Origin of the sequence: Streptomyces sp. NPDC097981, assembly GCF_040302565.1 — a bacterium.
Taxonomy (GTDB): Bacteria; Actinomycetota; Actinomycetes; order Streptomycetales; family Streptomycetaceae; genus Streptomyces.
Genome location: NZ_JBEORW010000030.1, coordinates 34,109 through 49,817, shown reverse-complemented (window position 1 = coordinate 49,817; position 15,709 = coordinate 34,109). Strand labels below are relative to the sequence as shown.

6 protein-coding genes and 4 pseudogenes are annotated in these 15,709 nt (G+C 72.9%); 6 read left to right on the top strand and 4 right to left on the bottom strand.

The features are described from left to right. Positions 1-87: 87 nt before the first annotated feature. The 3 genes from fxsT to ABTY04_RS26540 are packed head-to-tail and all read right to left on the bottom strand — an operon-like array spanning position 88 to position 7,192. On the bottom strand, positions 88-4,539 hold the full coding sequence (gene fxsT / locus ABTY04_RS26550) for an FxSxx-COOH system tetratricopeptide repeat protein (RefSeq protein ID WP_352215898.1): 4,452 nt from the start codon (positions 4,537-4,539) through the stop codon (positions 88-90). Continuing rightward, positions 4,539-5,708, bottom strand: a complete 1,170-nt coding sequence (locus ABTY04_RS26545; protein WP_352215897.1) for an AAA family ATPase — start codon at positions 5,706-5,708, stop codon at positions 4,539-4,541. The genes fxsT and ABTY04_RS26545 overlap by 1 nt, the downstream gene beginning before the upstream one ends. Next, a complete protein-coding gene (locus tag ABTY04_RS26540; RefSeq protein ID WP_352215896.1) occupies positions 5,705-7,192 on the bottom strand; it encodes a VMAP-C domain-containing protein in 1,488 nt (495 codons plus the stop codon). Before ABTY04_RS26540 ends, ABTY04_RS26545 begins: the two co-directional genes overlap by 4 nt. Before the next feature lie 328 nt (positions 7,193-7,520). Here ABTY04_RS26540 and ABTY04_RS26535 point away from each other — a divergent pair. From ABTY04_RS26535 to ABTY04_RS26510, 6 genes and pseudogenes are all read left to right on the top strand, one after another. Continuing rightward, a pseudogene (locus ABTY04_RS26535) lies at positions 7,521-7,649 on the top strand (IS630 family transposase); the annotation flags it as partial. A gap of 732 nt (positions 7,650-8,381) precedes the next feature. Beyond that, on the top strand, positions 8,382-9,587 hold the full coding sequence (locus tag ABTY04_RS26530; RefSeq protein WP_352215895.1) for an ATP-grasp domain-containing protein: 1,206 nt from the start codon (positions 8,382-8,384) through the stop codon (positions 9,585-9,587). Beyond that, positions 9,569-11,299: pseudogene (locus tag ABTY04_RS26525) on the top strand (IucA/IucC family protein). The gene ABTY04_RS26530 and the pseudogene ABTY04_RS26525 overlap by 19 nt, the downstream one beginning before the upstream one ends. Then, positions 11,296-12,501, top strand: coding sequence for an MFS transporter (locus tag ABTY04_RS26520; protein ID WP_352215894.1), 1,206 nt, complete (start codon positions 11,296-11,298; stop codon positions 12,499-12,501). Before ABTY04_RS26525 ends, ABTY04_RS26520 begins: the two are co-directional and overlap by 4 nt. Then, positions 12,501-14,137, top strand: a pseudogene (locus ABTY04_RS26515) (IucA/IucC family protein). Before ABTY04_RS26520 ends, ABTY04_RS26515 begins: the two are co-directional and overlap by 1 nt. Then, the gene (locus ABTY04_RS26510) at positions 14,134-15,354 is read left to right on the top strand and encodes a type III PLP-dependent enzyme (RefSeq protein ID WP_352215893.1); all 1,221 of its coding nucleotides are present in this window, start codon (positions 14,134-14,136) and stop codon (positions 15,352-15,354) included. The pseudogene ABTY04_RS26515 and the gene ABTY04_RS26510 overlap by 4 nt, the downstream one beginning before the upstream one ends. A gap of 74 nt (positions 15,355-15,428) precedes the next feature. On the opposite strand, the pseudogene ABTY04_RS41205 reads toward ABTY04_RS26510, so the two are convergent. Continuing rightward, a pseudogene (locus tag ABTY04_RS41205) lies at positions 15,429-15,635 on the bottom strand (hypothetical protein); the annotation flags it as partial. Positions 15,636-15,709: the final 74 nt, after the last annotated feature.

The window sequence follows — 15,709 nt, the reverse complement described above, 5'->3', positions numbered from 1 at the left end:
CGCACGAGGCGCAGGGCGGCACCGCGGCGCACGGCATCCTGACGGCGGCACTCCGTACGGCGAGTACGGAGTGCCGCCGTACGTCGCCTACAGGGGCATCGGCGCGATGTCGCACTCGATCCGCTGGTGCAGCCGCGCCGCCACCAGCCACGGGTGGTCCGGGCCGAGCACCCGGGTCATGCCCTCCACGGCGTCGGCGTTGAGCTCGTCGGCCTCCTGGATCCGGCCGAGCCCGCGCAGGTCCAGGGCCAGGTTCGCCCGGCAGGAGAGGGTGAGCGGGTGGTCGGGGCCGCAGGTGCGGACGAACTTCGGCAGGTTCTCCTCGTCGATGGCGCGGGCCGCTTCGAAGTCCAGCTTGGCGTAGTGGTTGTTCGCCAGCCCCAGGACGGCGGTCAGCGTGAAGGAGTGCATTTCGCCGAGGGTCTCCCGGAACGTGCCGGTGGACTCCAGGTCCAGGGCCTCGGCCTGCGCGACCTCGCCGAGGGCGCGCAGTGTCGCCGCCAGGTTGGTCATCGTGATGAGGGTGAACGCGTGCTGCGGGCCCAGGGTCGTCCGGTAGCGCTCCAGGGTCTGCAGGCCCAGCTCGCGGGAGGCGGTGAAGTCCCCGCGCAGCCGCCGGTCGACGGTGGCGTTCACGGCGCAGGCCAAGGTGTCCGGGTACTGGGCACCGTAGCGGAGGGTGAACCGCTCCAAGGTCTCCTCGGTGAGGTCCGAGGCCTCCTGGAGAGCCGCGTCCCGGCGCCGGCACACCGCCAGGTTGCGGGCGGCGCGGATGGTGGCCGCGTTGTCCTCGCCGAAGACCGTGCGGTAGATCCGGTACGTCTCCTCCTGCATGACCCGGGCGGCCGGGTAGTCGCCGCTCTCGCGGATGTCGATCGCCAGGCCGTTCATCGTGTTCAGCGTCAGGCCGTTGGTGGCGCCGTAGAGGATGTCCCACTGCCGGGCGGTCTCCTCGTCCAGCTCCCGGGCCGCCGCGAACTGACCGCACGCCCGCAGGGTCACGCCGTAGCTGTGGGCGGCCAGCAGGGTGGCGGGCTCCTCCGGGCCGATCAGGTCACGGGCCCGGCCGTCGGCCTCCTCGTCCAGCGCGCGGGCGGCGTAGAAGTCTCCCTTGTAGCGCAGGGCGCCGGCCATCTGCGTCATGGAGTCGATCAGGTCCTCCTCGGGAACCGAATCCCGCCGCGAGATCTCCAGCACCTTCTGGAACAGGTCCAGGGCCTGCGTGACGCCGCCGGTCTGGAGCAGCAGGAACCCCAGGAGCTTGCCCATCACCAGGACCTGCGGGTCCTCCTCGCCGGACCGGGCGGTCCATGTCTGCCACGCTTCCCGGGCCACTTCGACACCGGTTTCGTGCGCGCCCCAGTAGTACAGGTAGAGCACCATGGACTTGATCAGTTCGCGGCCCCACGGGTCGGAGGTGCGGACCGCGCCGCTCGCCATCACGTGCGGGAGCAGCGCCTGGTACGCCGGCCACTGGTCGGGTGAGTTGGGGGCCCCCGGCGTGGCGGTGGCCAGCAGCAGGTGTGCCGCGCGCCGCAGGTCCTCGGTCCGGTTCTCGTCGAGCCCGGCGGCGAGCACCGCCTGCATCAGACGGTGGATGTGCAGGGTGCCGTTCTTGTGGTCCAGCTTGATCAGCGACAGCTTGCTGAGGTCGCGGGTGGCCCGGGCCAGCAGCACCGGGTCGCGCAGCACCGGGTCCAGTTCCGGGGTGATGTCGACGTTGCGGGTGCCGCGCAGGATGCTCAGGGGGATCGGCTCGGGCGCCATGCAGGCGCAGATCTCCAGGAGCTGGCGGGCGGCCGGGTTGCTGTCGGCCAACTGGTCCAGGGAGATGTTCCACGCGGCGGCGACCGAGACCGGGTAGTCCGGCGACGGGTCGAGCTCCAGGATGCCGGGTCGGCGCTGGTCCAGCAGGTCCAGGTACTGGCCGACCGGCATGCCGGTCGCGGCGTGCCAGGCGCCGGCCTGTTCGATCGCGAGCGGCAGGTCGCCCAGGGCCTCGGCGAGGCGGTTGGCGTCCCCGTGGCTGAGGTCGCGGGCCCGGCGCTGGAGCAGGGCGATGCTCTCCTCGCGCTCGAAGACGTTGACGGTCAGTGGGGAGGCGACCCGCTCCCAGTCGCGGTTGCGGGAGGTGACGATGATCTTGCCGGGGCCGCCGGTGGGGAAGTAGCCGCGGACCGTCTCGATGTCCTCGGCGTTGTCGAAGACCAGCAGCCAGTTGTCGTGCGGTCGTCCGGTGCGCAGCGCCTCCCGGACGGCGGGCACCGCGGTGTTGGCCTGCGGTCCGACCTCCAGGTTCAGGGCGCGGGCGAGGTCGACGAGGGCGCCGAGGATGAGGTTCTCCCGCTCCGCGGGGATCCACCAGATGACGTTGTACTCGTGGCTGTGCCGGTAGATGTACTCGATGGCCAGCTGCGACTTGCCGACCCCCCCCATGCCATGGAGGGCGTGCGGGAGCACCGCCGCCGTCTCGTCCGACCGCAGCTGTTCCTCAACGGCCGCCAGCAGGCTCTCCCGGCCGGTGAAGTTGGGGTTCTTCGGCGGGACGTTCCCCATGACCCTCGGCTGGCCGGAGCGGACGAAGAGGGTTTGGGACTTGGTGTCCATGATCGGTTCAGCCTTCCGGACTGCGGGGCCTGAGGGGTCGGTGGTGGTCGGCACACGTTCTCCAGGGGATGCGTCGTCGTTCGCGGGGACGGGGATCTCCTGGGGAGGTATGCCCTCTTCGGGAATGTCGGGTACGCCGGGAGGGCCGGAGCCACCCGCCGTGATGACGGGGGGGTCCGTACTGACGCCGCCCGGCCCGGCCCCGCCCGGCCCGCCGCCGACGGCGGCCAGGACCCGGTCGGCGCGCCGGGCGTACGGGCCCGCGAGGGCCTTGAGCACGGCCAGTTCGACGCGCAGCCACGGCCGGTTGGCGGCCGTCGCTTCCGGCAGGGCGGCGTGCTCGGGGTCCTGCAGCGCGGCCCGCAGCCGTACGCCGCGCCCGCGGGCGCTCGGCAGATCGGCGAACAGGCTCACGGTCCGGGCGAGCTGGCTGCGGGTACCGGTGGCGAGCAGCGCCTCCCGGATGCCCTCGGCGAAGTCGGGGCGGCCGTCGGAGCCCGGGCCTTCCCAGTCGATCAGCCCGCCCATCAGCAGCTCGGCCACGTGCCCGGGGCCGGCCTCCGGCACCGCCCGGTCACGCAGCTCCTCGATCAGCTCGAACTCGAAGGGCAGGGCGGCCAGATGGGTGGCCAGCCGGCGCGCGGTCGGCGTGGCCAGCGAGAAGAACCGGCGCACCGCGGCCTCGGCGGCCTCCGCGGAGCCGGGCCCGTCCGTCCGCGGGGGCCGCAGCCCCGGCGTCGGCCGGCCCTCGGCCAGCGTCCCGGCGAGCAGGAAGGGCAGCGTCCGGCGTACGCCGAGTTCCCCGGCCACCAGCTCGGCCCAGGCTGTGAACGACTCCGGTTTCAGGCTCAGCACGGGCACGGGGACGACCGGCTTGCCCTCGGCCCCCCAGGGCGGCTCCCCGGCCGGGTCCTCGTACGCGGGGCCGTGGCCGATCCGGGTGTTGGGCGCGCCGAAGCCGCCCGCCTCCAGCTCCGCGCGGTACGGCGCGGCGGAGGAGCGGTGCCACAGATAGGTGGGCAGCAGGTGCACCAGCGCCGTGGGCCCGCTGCGCGCCAGCCGCATCAGCAGGTCGTCCGCCGCCGGTCCGGCCCAGCCGTGCGCCAGCCCGTCGGTGACCAGCAGGTGCACCCGGGAGCCGCGCGCGTCGATGACCTCCGCCGGATCGCCGGTCCCCTCCCCGGGCCAACGCAGCCGGGCCCGGCCGCTCGCGGGTAACTCCAGTCGGACCGTGCGCACGTCCCGGAACGCGCCGCTGCGGGCCGCCTCCACCGCGATCGCGGCGATCCGCTGCTGCCAGATCCGCATGGTCGGTGCGGCGTCGACGAGCAGCACGAGGTCGAACGCCTTCTCGGTGGCCGGCCGCAGGTACGGTACCCAGAGGTTGTCGGAGATGCCGTACCGGGCGGTGCGTTCCTCGTCCAGCTCCTTGCGGTGGAGGGCGGGCAGGCTGCGGCTGAGCAGGTGCAGCGCCTTCGCCAGGCGCAGCGGCACCGGTCTGCGGGCCCGCCGGGAGGCGGGGGCGACGGGCATGGCGCGGCCGGCCTCGGGTTCGGCCCCGGTCTCCCGGAGGCCCGCCGGGCCGTCCTCGCCCGAACGGCCGGACGGGGACGGGAGCGCGATGGGGGAACCGGTGGCGTCGTCCGTGCCCCGCACCGGCTCGGCCTGCTGCGGGCCGCCGGGCATGCTCGGGGGCGGGGTCGGGTCACCGGCCGGCGCCGGGTCGCGTTCCGGCGCATGTTCCGGGCCGTCCTCCGGAGCGTCCTCCGTGGGAGGGCACTGCTCCTCGGCCGCCGACGCCGGCGCCGCGGCCCGACGGGCCGCCGCCAGCCAGACCGCGTCGGCGACCTCCCGCCAGGTCGGAACGTCGCCGGAAGGACCGTCCGTCCCGGTACGGGCGTCGGGAGCGCGCTCCCTGGGAGTGCCGTCCATCAGCGGCCTTTCGCGAGGTCGCGCAACAGCAGTTCAATGAGCTTACGCCCGTCGGAGTCCGCCTGGAAACCACCCGCTGTGGTCAAATGGACAGCATTGAGCAACTGGTCGACCGACTGTGTGCCTCCGGTACGCACCCGCCGCTCGAAGTCGTCGATCAGCGCGTCCACCGCTTCGGGCCTGCTCCGCAGGTGGCTGACCACGATCGAGACGAGCTGCTCCCGGCTGGGCGGACGCATCTCCAGCGGCAGACAGCGGCGCCGGAAGGCGGCCGGAAACTCCCGTTCGCCGTTGCTGGTGATCACCACGAGCGGGAACTCCCGGCACTCGACCCGGCCGCCGACGATCTCGGCCCGGCCGTCCGGGTCGTCCGTGAACACGCTGACCGTCGGCAGGGCGCTGCGGATCAGCTCCGGGACCGTGTAGCTGCCGTTCTCCAGGACGTGGAGCAGGTCGTTGGGCAGGTCGATGTCGCTCTTGTCGAGCTCGTCGATCAGCAGGACGCGGGGGCGGGCGTAGGCGAGCAGGGCGGTGCCGACTGGGCCGAGGGTGACGAAGTCGCCCAGGTAGGGCGCGGGTTCGGGCCGGGGCCCGGCGGCGGGTGGTGTGGCGGGCGTCGCGGGCGCGGGCGAGGCGGGCGCCGGCGGGCCGGGGCGCCGCCCGGCCGGGGCCGGCCGGTCGGCGCCCGCCCGCCAGGCCGCGATGGCTTGGGCCCGGCCGATGGAGTCGTACTCGTAGAGCCCGTCGCGCAGCGTGGTCCGGCTGACGATGCTCCACTGGAGCACCCGCCCGAGGCCCAGTTCGCGGGCGACCAGATAGGCGAGCGTCGACTTGCCCACCCCGGGCGGCCCGGACACCAGCAGCGGACGGCGCAGCAGCAGCGCGGCGTTGACGGTGTCGATCTCCTCGTCCCGCAGCCCGGGCCGGGCGTCGTGCGCACCCAGGCGGCGGTGCAGAGCGCGGTCGTCGTCGGCGGGGGCGGGCTGGAGCGGCGCGCCCAGGAACTCCCGCCAGGGCGGTGCGGGCGGGATCGTCGGCGGGTCACCGGCCGGTGCCGCACCGGTCGCGTGGAAGACGCGCCAGGATCCGTCCGGCGCGGTACCGGTGGTGCCGCCGCCGGCCGGGGCGGTGTCGTGCTCCGGCTTCTGCTCCTGCTCGTACTCGGTCACGCCGGTACCTCCTCGCAGTCGATGAGCCGAAACGGGTCATCGTAGAAGAACGCCACATGACGGCCGGGGAGTTGCATTCCGTTCAATTCGGTCTCGGCCTTCATGCGCAGCCGGTGGATGGTGCCGGGCAGCTGGGTCGTGGGATAGCCGACGAGCATGTCGAGCGGGGCGCCCAGCGCCTGCAGCGCGGGGTCCCGGCGGTCCCAGAGCGCCACGCCGATGCCCTCGGCGATGGCCGCCTTCAGCGGTTCCAGGGCCTGCCCCTCCAGGGCGGGGGCGCTGAGCGTCACCGCCGTCAGGTGCTGGTCCGCGACCAGCTTGTTGCGCCAGATGCGCAGCCCCGTCGTGGTCGGATCGGCACCCGTCCAGGAGTGCGGGCGGGCGGCGCTGGCCGCGCGCAGGGTCTGCCAGCGCAGCCGCCAGCGGCGCAGCTGGGCCGGGTCGCGGGTACGCATCCGCTCCAGGCTGCGCAGGTGGACGTAGTAGCGCAGCCCTATGGGGACCGGCTCGTCCTCGCCCGCCTCGCGCAGCCCCAGGCCGGCCACGTCGTGGTTGAGCATGCTGTACGGCAGGACGAACTCGATGTGGATCGGGCTCGGGTCCTCGCCGGCGCTGTCCGCGTCGGCCCAGTACGCCTCACCGTGCCGGACGGCCCGCTCCACCACCGTTCCCAGGTTCGGCGGGGTGGCCCGTTCCAGAGCGCCCGAGACCGGCGCCCAGTGACCGGCGGTCCGGTTGACCCAGTGCCGCACGTAGATGTCGGGCGAACCGTCGAGGGCGGGATCCACCATGACGATCAGACAGCGGGGAACGTCTCCGCCGGGCAGGCCCGTGGTGCCCGGCAGGCCCGGGGCGCCCAGCCGCTCGCGCCGTTCGTACAGCGCCTCGTCGGCCCCGGCTCCCGCGCCGGACGCCCAGGCCTCGCACCACTCCCGCAGCCGGCGCCGCCGCTCGCTGTCCCGCGGCATCAGCTCGGCGACGCACTCCAGCAGGACCACGGCGGGCGGCAGCCCGTCGGCCCGGGCGTTGAGGTCGAGCAGGTGGTCGAAGAGCCGGCCGGGCATGAGTCCGCCGGGCAGGTCCAGCTGCAGCTCCCTTCTCAGCCGGTCCAGCAACTCGCCCGCGTCGACCCCTGTGTGCCCGGCGAGCAGCGCCCGGGCGGCCTTGAGGTCCCTGTCCTCGAATGCACCGAGCAGGGGCAGCGCCGTGGAGGACTCGGGCTCCCAGGCCCGTAACACCCGCTCCCGCACACGCCCGGCGACGTCACTGCCCTCGTGCAGCTCGACGGCGTAGAGGAGCGCGTCCACGCCCGTCTCCACGTCCTGCTGGTCCCGTAACACCGCCTGCACAAGGGCGACCGTATCGTTCCGGGCGTTCTTGCCGGGCAGATCCAGGGCTCTTTCGAGGTATCCACTGACACTCTGCCCGAACAACAGCCGCTCGCGGGGGTCCCGGACGCAGTCCAGTGCACTCAGCTCGTCCACGAGCGCCATCCGCAAGCGCGCCCTCTCCCCGACGCCCAACCGCACCGCCACGTTCCCCACCCCCGACCGTCCCCCAGAAGTCGGCACGAGTCCCCTCGCTGGTCCGCGAAATTATCACGGGGCTTTCTTTGCCACCAGAAGAACTGATCAATCCCCCGGGAGCGTCCCGAAAAAACCCCACGGCTTGGCCGAGGAGGTGCTTTTCCCATGCACAGCAGGGCTGTTCACCCTGGCGACCCGGGAGAGGTGAGGGAGTTCCGCCGTCTGGACCAGGTGGCAGTTGACCCGGGCCTCGCCCGCGCCCGGGCGGGCCGCCGGTGTCAGCTGCCTGGCCAACCTTGCCGTCATGGCCCTCGACCGCCTGGAGGCACTCGTCCGCAACCGGCTCAAACGCCTCCAGTACCGGCCCGGCACCCTCGACGGCTTCATAGCCGGCACCGGCCTCGCCCTCGACGAGGGGGGAGTCCGCGTTCGAGGTTGCGGCACTCAGCCGGTCCCGTCCGTCACCACGGTGACCGATACCAACCACTACGGGAGGGCGGCCGTCGCCACTGCCTGGGACCGCCTTCACCCGCTGCTGGTCCGGCGCTCGGCCTGGGCCGACCACTCCGAAGCAGAGCTGCCGGTCGTCGAAGGTACCGTCATCCGTCGCGGCAGCCATTACCAGCAGCAAAGCTGCGTGGCCTTGGGTGTGGGCCAGGGGGCGCAGTAGGTCGGTGGCGCGTTGCGCTTGGGGGCCGAGGCGGCGGCGGAGGTCGTTGCGCATGGCGTCGCTGGCGTGCCGGGCCAGGCTGGCCGGCCAAACGGGATCGTGCGGGTCGGGGGCGACGGTGTCGGCGGCGCCGGCCACCGCGCGCCCGGCCGGCCGCAGCCAAGAGATATTTGTTGAAGATTGATATATGTAGAGTTGCTTAGGCCTTTGCGTCAAGGTCGGTCGGAGCAGGAACGCCGACTGACTCCCTTTACATGCGTAAATCGCCTCTTATAATGGGTGTTGGAAGTGGTGTCCAACTAGCCGATCCACCTGATCCCGTCGGTACGTCGGACTTGTCGCACCGTCAGGCACGATGCCTGACGCGCTTGCCGTGGAGCGACAGCTTGCCGCCCCATGAGCCGTGAGACAGTCGATCGCGTGTCGGGGAGTGTCGATCCGGTATTCCCCGGACGGGCAGGGACACGGGCTCTTGACATGCTGCTCTATCTGCTTGCCCTCAACCCCACCGACTCCGTCACCCAGGGATTCCTGCCGGCCGCGGCCCGGCTTGGCCTGTCGGTCACCGTGCTGACCGACAGCCCGGCCCCGCACCAGCGCGCGTACGCGCGACTCCCGTCGCCGCCAGACGTTCTGAAGTGCGATGTGCGGGAGTTCCGCGAGGTGGTCAGCCTGATCTCCACGCGCCGCGCACCGAACGCGGTCTTCACCAACAGCGATCACCTGCAGACGCAGGCGGCGCTGGCCGCGGACTACTTCGGGCTGCCGGCCAAGAACTGGAAGGCCACCCTGCGGGCCAAGGACAAGGGCCTGCTGCGCCGCCACCTCGCCCGGTGCGGGCTGGACACCGTCTGGTCGGCCGAGCTGGCACCGGGAGAGGCGGCGGCGACGCTGACCGAGTTGGACGTGCCGCTGCCCTGCGTGGTCAAGCCGAGGGAGGGCGTGGCCAGCGAGGACGTCGAACTGGTCGACGACATGGACCAGCTGGTCCGGTGCTGCGAGGACGTCCGCAGGCGGCGGCCCGGCGCGGCCCTGGTGGTCGAGGAGTTCCTGGTGGGGGAGCAGTACACCCTGGAGACGCTGGGTGACGGCACCCGCCGGCACGTGGTCTGCGGGTTCCGCGCCGAACCGTCGCCGCCGCCCTACTTCATCGACGCGGTGTACGAGTTCGTCCCCACGCACCCGCCGGCGGTGCTGGAGCAGGTACTCGCGCAGCTGGACGAACTGGGCGTCGGGCTCGGCGCATGCCATACCGAGTTCATCGTGCAGGCGGACGCCCGGGCACGGATCATCGAGGTCAACTACCGGGCGGTCGGTGACCAGACGGATCTGATGATGGCCGACCTCCTGGAGATTCCCTACTTCGAGTACGTGCTGGGCGTCCACCTGGGCCGGCCGCTGCCCGCCGACCTGGGGGCCCGTACTGACATGCGGATGCACAACCTGGCCGTCTGCGCCGACCGCGCCGGGACGCTGACCGAGGCCCCGGGCCCGTCCGACCTGGTGTCCGGCGGCGTCCGGTTGTCCTACCGGCCCGTACGGGCGCTCGGTGAACGACACGAGCACTACCACAGCAACCGGGACTTCCTCGGTCTGGTCTGGGCCATGGGCCAGGACGAGGAGGCCCTCCGGCGTGCCGCCGCGGAGTTCGTCGCCGCCAACCGCTGGGAGATCACGCCGTGACCGTGCGAGACGAGCTGGCCCTGCGGGTGCTGGGCGCGCTGCTGCGCGAGGACGTGCTGGGGCTGCGGACCGGGAGCGTGCCCGTCGAGCGGGCGGACGGCCGCTGGCTGCGACGGGAGCTCGACGGGACCGCCGTGCTGCTGCCGGTGGAGGAAGAGGGCTTCCAGTGCGAGGACACCGCACGGCTACCGCTGCTGGAGGTGGACGGAGCCAGGGTGACCGGTCTGGACGAGATGATCGGTGTGCTGCGCGCGCTGGCCCCGCCCGAGGACCGGGGTGGCTACGACGCCTTCGCCGAGGAGTGCCGGCAGACTCTGGCGACCATGCGGCTGCACGCCGTGTCCCGGAGCGAGGTGCACGCACAGCTGGCGGCGCGGTACGGAGCCGACCCGGCCGACTGGACGGGCCTGCGCGGAAGCCTGGCCCAGGACACCCTCGCGGCCTACCAGGACCACCCCGTCTACCCCACCGCGCGCGGGCGGTCCGGTCTCGACGGCGAAGAGCTCCGCCGCTACGCACCGGAGTTCCATCCGTTCTTCCCGCTGCGCTGGCTCGTGGTTCCGGCGGCATGCCGTGGCGACGCACGGCAACGCCCCGCTGCCCGCCTGGTGGCCCACCCCCGAGCAGCTCGGCCTGTCCGATCCCACCGGGCGCCGTCTCGCCATTCCGGTGCACCCGCTGTCCGTCGGCGAGGCGCTGGAGGAGGCGTTGGCGGCCACCTCCCTGGCAGGACGGGCCGTACTGGCCGAGCGTCCGTATCTGACGGTCGTCCCGACGCTTTCGATGCGTACTGTCGCCGTCGCCCGAACCCCCTTGCACCACATCAAGCTCCCGCTGGCCACCGCCATCCTGGGCCGGCGCAACCGGCGGACCATCAAGCCGGGCGTGCTGCCGGACGGCGCGGCGGGCCAGCGGCTGCTGGAGGCGGTGATCGCTCGCGAGCCACGATTCGCGCGCTGCGTGATGCTGGCCGACGAGCAGTGCTATGCGGAGACCGGCCACGAGCTGCTCGCCGTGCTGCTGCGCCGCTACCCGGCCGCACTCCAGGACGCGCTGACCGTGCCGCTGGCCGCGCTGCTCGCCGCCGCGCCCAGCGGCCGGCTGGTGATCGACCACCTTGCCGACCGGTTCTACCGCGGTGACGTGCTCGCCCTCTTCGACGGCCTCCTCACCCTGCTGCTGGACTGGCACACGACCCTCTTTGGGTACGGGATCGCCCTGGAATCGCACCAGCAGAACACGTCACTGGTGTTCGACCTGCCGTACGGCCGCACCCGCCTGCGGCTGCTCCTCAAGGACAACGACGGCCCCCGGATCAACACCGCCAGGGCCAAGCGGCTCGACGTCGATCCGGCCGAGTTCCACGACCGGCGGATCTGCGGTGAGGGAGACCGGGCACTGACCGACCTGTTCATCACCATCACCGGCCACCTCTGCACGGCCGCCATCGCGTTCGGCCTCGCCACGCACGGCCGCGCCTCGCTGACCGGCCTGCTGCGGCTGCTGCGCGACCGCCTCGCGAGGCGATCGCCCGGCTGGGCGCCGACGGCGAGCCGCTGCGGGCCGCCCTGCTGGACTCCGAACGGCTCCCGGTCAAGGCGATGGTGACGGCCGGCACGCTGCTGAGCAAGGAGCGCTCGGGCGCCGCCGACATCAACAAGTACTACACCAGCGGCCCCAACTACCTACTGCGCGACGGGATCCGGCGATGAGTACCGCTGCCCCGCCACGCTCCGAGCACACCGTCGCCGGCCGCGGGCAGGGACTCGACCGCGGGCAGGTGCGCGCGGTCGCGGCCTGCTACTTCGTCGCCTCGTTCGCCGCTCTCGGCCTCCCGCCGTACCTCACCGCGATCCTGCCCGGCCTCGGCGACCGGGACGGCCACTGGGCCGGGCTGCTCTACGTCCTGCCGACGGTCTTCAGCGCGCTCGGCGCTCCGCTGTGGGGTCGCCTGGCCGACCGGTTCGGCCGCAAGCGGCTGCTGCTGCGGGCCCAACTCGGGCTCAGCGTCTCCTTCCTGCTCGCCGGGGCAGCGGACAGCCTGCCGGCCTTCACCGCGGCGCTGGTGCTCCAGGGCTTCCTCGGCGGAACCTTCGCGGCCTCCAACGGCTATCTCGCCGCCGCCCTGGAGGGCCCACGGCTGTCCGGGGCGCTCACGCTGATGCAGGGCAGCGCGCGGGCCTCGCTGGTCGCTGCACCGATCCTGGTGGGGGCGCTGTCACCGTGGATCGACCCGCATCGCCAGTACCTGCTGATGGCCGCTCTGCCGCTGGCTGCCGCCGCTCTGCTGGCCCGGATGCCGGAGCCGTGCCGGCCGGTGCCCGGCGCGGCCCCGGCGGGGCACACACCGCGCGAGCGTGGCGATGGCCCGCTCCGGCTGCTCTACGCTCTGGAATTCGTCTTCGTCTTCTCCACCATCGTCTCCTTCCCATATCTGATCGCCCTGATCGGGCAGCGCCTGCCCGGCCTGTCCGCCACCGTCGCGGGCCTTCTCTTCGCCCTGCCCCACCTGTGCTATCTGCTGCTCGCCGCCCGGGTGCACCACCCCGTCGTGGGCCGGCCACGGCCCGGCATCGGGCTGGGCCTCGCGGTGGTCGCGCTCGGCCTCGCCGGCCACGCGGCAGCCGACAGCCTGGCCGCCTTCGTCGTGGTCCGGCTGGTGTTCGGTGCCGGGCTCACCCTCGGCCTGGTCTCACTCTCCGTGCTGGCCGCCGAGGCGGCGCACGGGCGAGCCCCCGGCCGGATGTTCGGCACCGTGGAGTTCTTCTCCAAGAGCGGAGCGGTGGCCGCCGGGGCCGTCGCCGCCCTCGTCGCCGGCCGGTACGGCGCGAGCGCAACCATGCTGACCGGAACGGCGGCCGCCCTCGCCGCGGCCACCGCGCTCCTCCTCTCCCGCACTCGTCGGAGGCAGTGATGAAGTCCCTCTCCCGTCCGCCGGCTCCGCTCCCCAGCGCCGACCAGGCGGTCGCGCACACTCTCCTCAACTGCCTGCTCCGCGAGGTGTCCGTGCCCGAGCACCAGACCGCCGTCGTGGACGGGCACCTGCTGGTGCGGCTACCGCGACGCGGAGTGCTGCTGCGGATCGAGCTTCGCCGTACGTCCCTGATCGGCGCGCACCGCTTCACGGGCCCGGTCTGCACGGAACACCCGGCCGGATGGCGGGAGCTGGGCTGGCGCGAGTTCGCCGAGCACGTCCAGGGCGAGCTGACGCTGCGCAGCGGCGTGGACAACGAGGAGTTCATGGAACAGATGGCGTCCAGTTACGAAGGTGTGAAAGCCGCCCTGTCCGGCCGGCCGGCGGCCGGCGCGGACCGCTACCTGGAGTCCGAGCAGGCGATCCTCTTCGGCCACCGATTCCACCCCACACCCAAGTCCCGTACCGCCGACCGAGCGGGCTGGGCCGCATACGCGCCGGAGCTGCGCGCGACGTTCCCGCTGCGCCACTTCGCGGTGCGCGCCGCCCTGCTCGCCGAGCAGAGCGTGGACGACGCGGCGACGGCGCTGGTGGACGGGCTGCGCCCGGTGCCCGAAGGGTACCGGCTGCTGCCCGCGCACCCCTGGCAGTACCGGCTGCTGGACGCGGATCCCCGGTTGCGAGCGGCACTCGAACGGGGCGATGTGCTCGATCTGGGCGCCGGCGGCCAGCCGTTCACTCCGACCGCCTCGGTGCGCACCCTGCACGGTGCCGGCGCCTTCCTCAAGTTCAGCCTCAATGTCCGGATCACCAACTGTCTTCGCAAAAATGCCAGCTACGAGCTGGCCGGCGCGGTCGCCCTCACCCGGCTGCTCGCCCCGGTACGGGCCGAGCTGGGCCGGCGGTTCCCGCGTGTCGCGATCCTTCGCGAGCCGGCCTTCCGTACCCTCGCGCTGCCGGGCCCCGACGGGTACCCGGACACGGCGCTGTACGAGGGCTTCGGCCTGATCGTCCGCGAGGGCCTGGCAGCCGTCCTGCGCCCCGGGGTGACCCCGCTGCTCGCAGCCGCCGTCGCCGACGAGTACCCGACCAGCTCCGCGCACATCTCCCAGCTGCTGGACGGCGCCGGGCCCGCCGAGGCGATCCACTGGTGGCGCGCCTACCTGCAGCTGCTCGTCCCGCCAGTGCTGGCCGCCTACTTCGACCACGGCGTGGTCCTGGAGCCGCACACGCCCGGGTACTGGCCCAGCTGCCCCCCGACGTGGCAGGCCCGATGTCCTACGACGCGCAGCGCGGCTGGGACCGGGTCGTCTACTGCCTGCTGGTCAACCACGTCTCCGAGGTGTTGGCGGCGCTCACCGACCGGTACCCGTGGCTTGAGGCCCCGCTGTGGCAGCTGGTCCGTGAGACGCTGCGCGCCTACGCCGCCGAGCACGGCTGTCCGCCCAGGCTGAGCGCGCTCCTCGCAGGCGTGCCGCTGCCGGCCAAGGCGAACCTGCTGACCCGCTGGGAACGCAAGGCGGACCGCTCGGCCGGCTACGTCCGGCTGCCGTCACCCCTTGCCGAGGACCTCCTCGCCGCCACCCGTACCCCCTCCGAAGCCCCCGACCACACCCCGATCCGGAATGCCCGATGACCGCCGCCGTCCGTCAACTGGTGTCCGGCCTGGCGCCCGACGCGCTCCCCGCCTACGTCTACGACCTGGCCGCGCTGCGCGCGCACGCGGCCGCCGTGCGGGCCGCGCTGCCGGACGGTGTCGAGCTCTACTATGCGGCCAAGGCCAATCCGGAGCCCGAGATCCTCGCCGCGCTGGCGGACTCGGTGGACGGGTACGAGGCCTCCTCCGGCGGCGAGTTGGCCCACCTGCACCAAGTGCTGCCGCACGCCGTGCTGGCCTTCGGCGGGCCCGGGAAGACCCCCGCCGAAATGGCCCAGGCACTGCGGATCGGAGTCCGGCGATGGCATCTGGAGAGCGAACAGGAGCTGCGGCGGCTGGCCGCGCTGCTCGCCGGCATGCCGGGGCGTACGGTGGACGTGCTCCTCCGGCTGAACCTGCGGGCAGGCTCCGGTGCGCTCGACTCGGTGGCGCTGGCCATGGGCGGGCGCCCGACACCGTTCGGGCTCGACCCGGCCCAGGCCCAGCGGTGCCTGCGGCTGCTTGCCGCGCCGGGCTTCGAGCGGCTGCGGCTGCGCGGCGTGCACGCGCATCTCGCCAGCGGCCTGGACGCGCCGGCGCAGCTGGCGGTGACGGAGCAGATCGTGCACCGGGCGGTGGAGTTGGCCGAGCGGCACGGCTTCGAACTCGCCGAGGTCAACGCCGGCGGCGGGATGGCCGTCGACTACGCCGACCCGGCACGACGCTTCGACTGGACGGCATTCGGCGCCGGCCTCGCCGAGCTGCTCAACCGCAACCCCGGACTGCGGCTGCGGATCGAGCCGGGGCGGGCACTGACGGCGTACTGCGGTTACTACGCCACCGAAGTGCTCGACGTGAAGCAGAGCTACGGCCAGGACTTCGCCGTCCTGCGCGGCGGCACCCACCACCTGCGCACGCCCGCCACCCGGGGCCATGACCAGCCGTTCACCGTCGTGCCGGTGGCCGACTGGCCGCATCCGTGGGCCCGGCCCGCCGTCACCACCGGGCGGGCGACCCTGACCGGGCAGCTGTGCACGCCCAAGGACGTGCTCGCCCACCAGGCCCCGGTCAATGCGCTGCGGGCCACCGACCGGGTGATGTTCGAGCTGGCCGGGGCCTATGCCTGGAACATCTCGCACCACGACTTCCTGATGCATCCCCGCCCCTCCTTCCACTTCCTCGACCCGGGGCACCTGGCGGCGGAAGGTCCACGCTGATCCGTACGCACTGCCCGCGGTGTGGGTCCGTGATGTGCGGCGTGTGGGTTGCAGTGGTGATGCGTCACTGTTGTTCAGTGCCAGGGGAGCGGGCCAGCCGGATCGTGATGCCAACACGGGCGGACTGACCGGCAGCGTGGCGCGGCAGGTCTGGATCCGCCGGGCCGCGAACCGTCAGGCCCGCCCGCGGCGAGCACGTCGGGGTGGCGGGCGTTGGCGTTGCGCCACCGTAGGCAGCGGTGCAGGGCTCGGGTCTGCGCGGGATGGCTGCGATGGTTCGATCTCCCCGTTCGGGAAGGGCATGCCGCAGGTTGTCTCATTTCGTACCGTACCCCTCTCAGGGTCGGGAGAATCT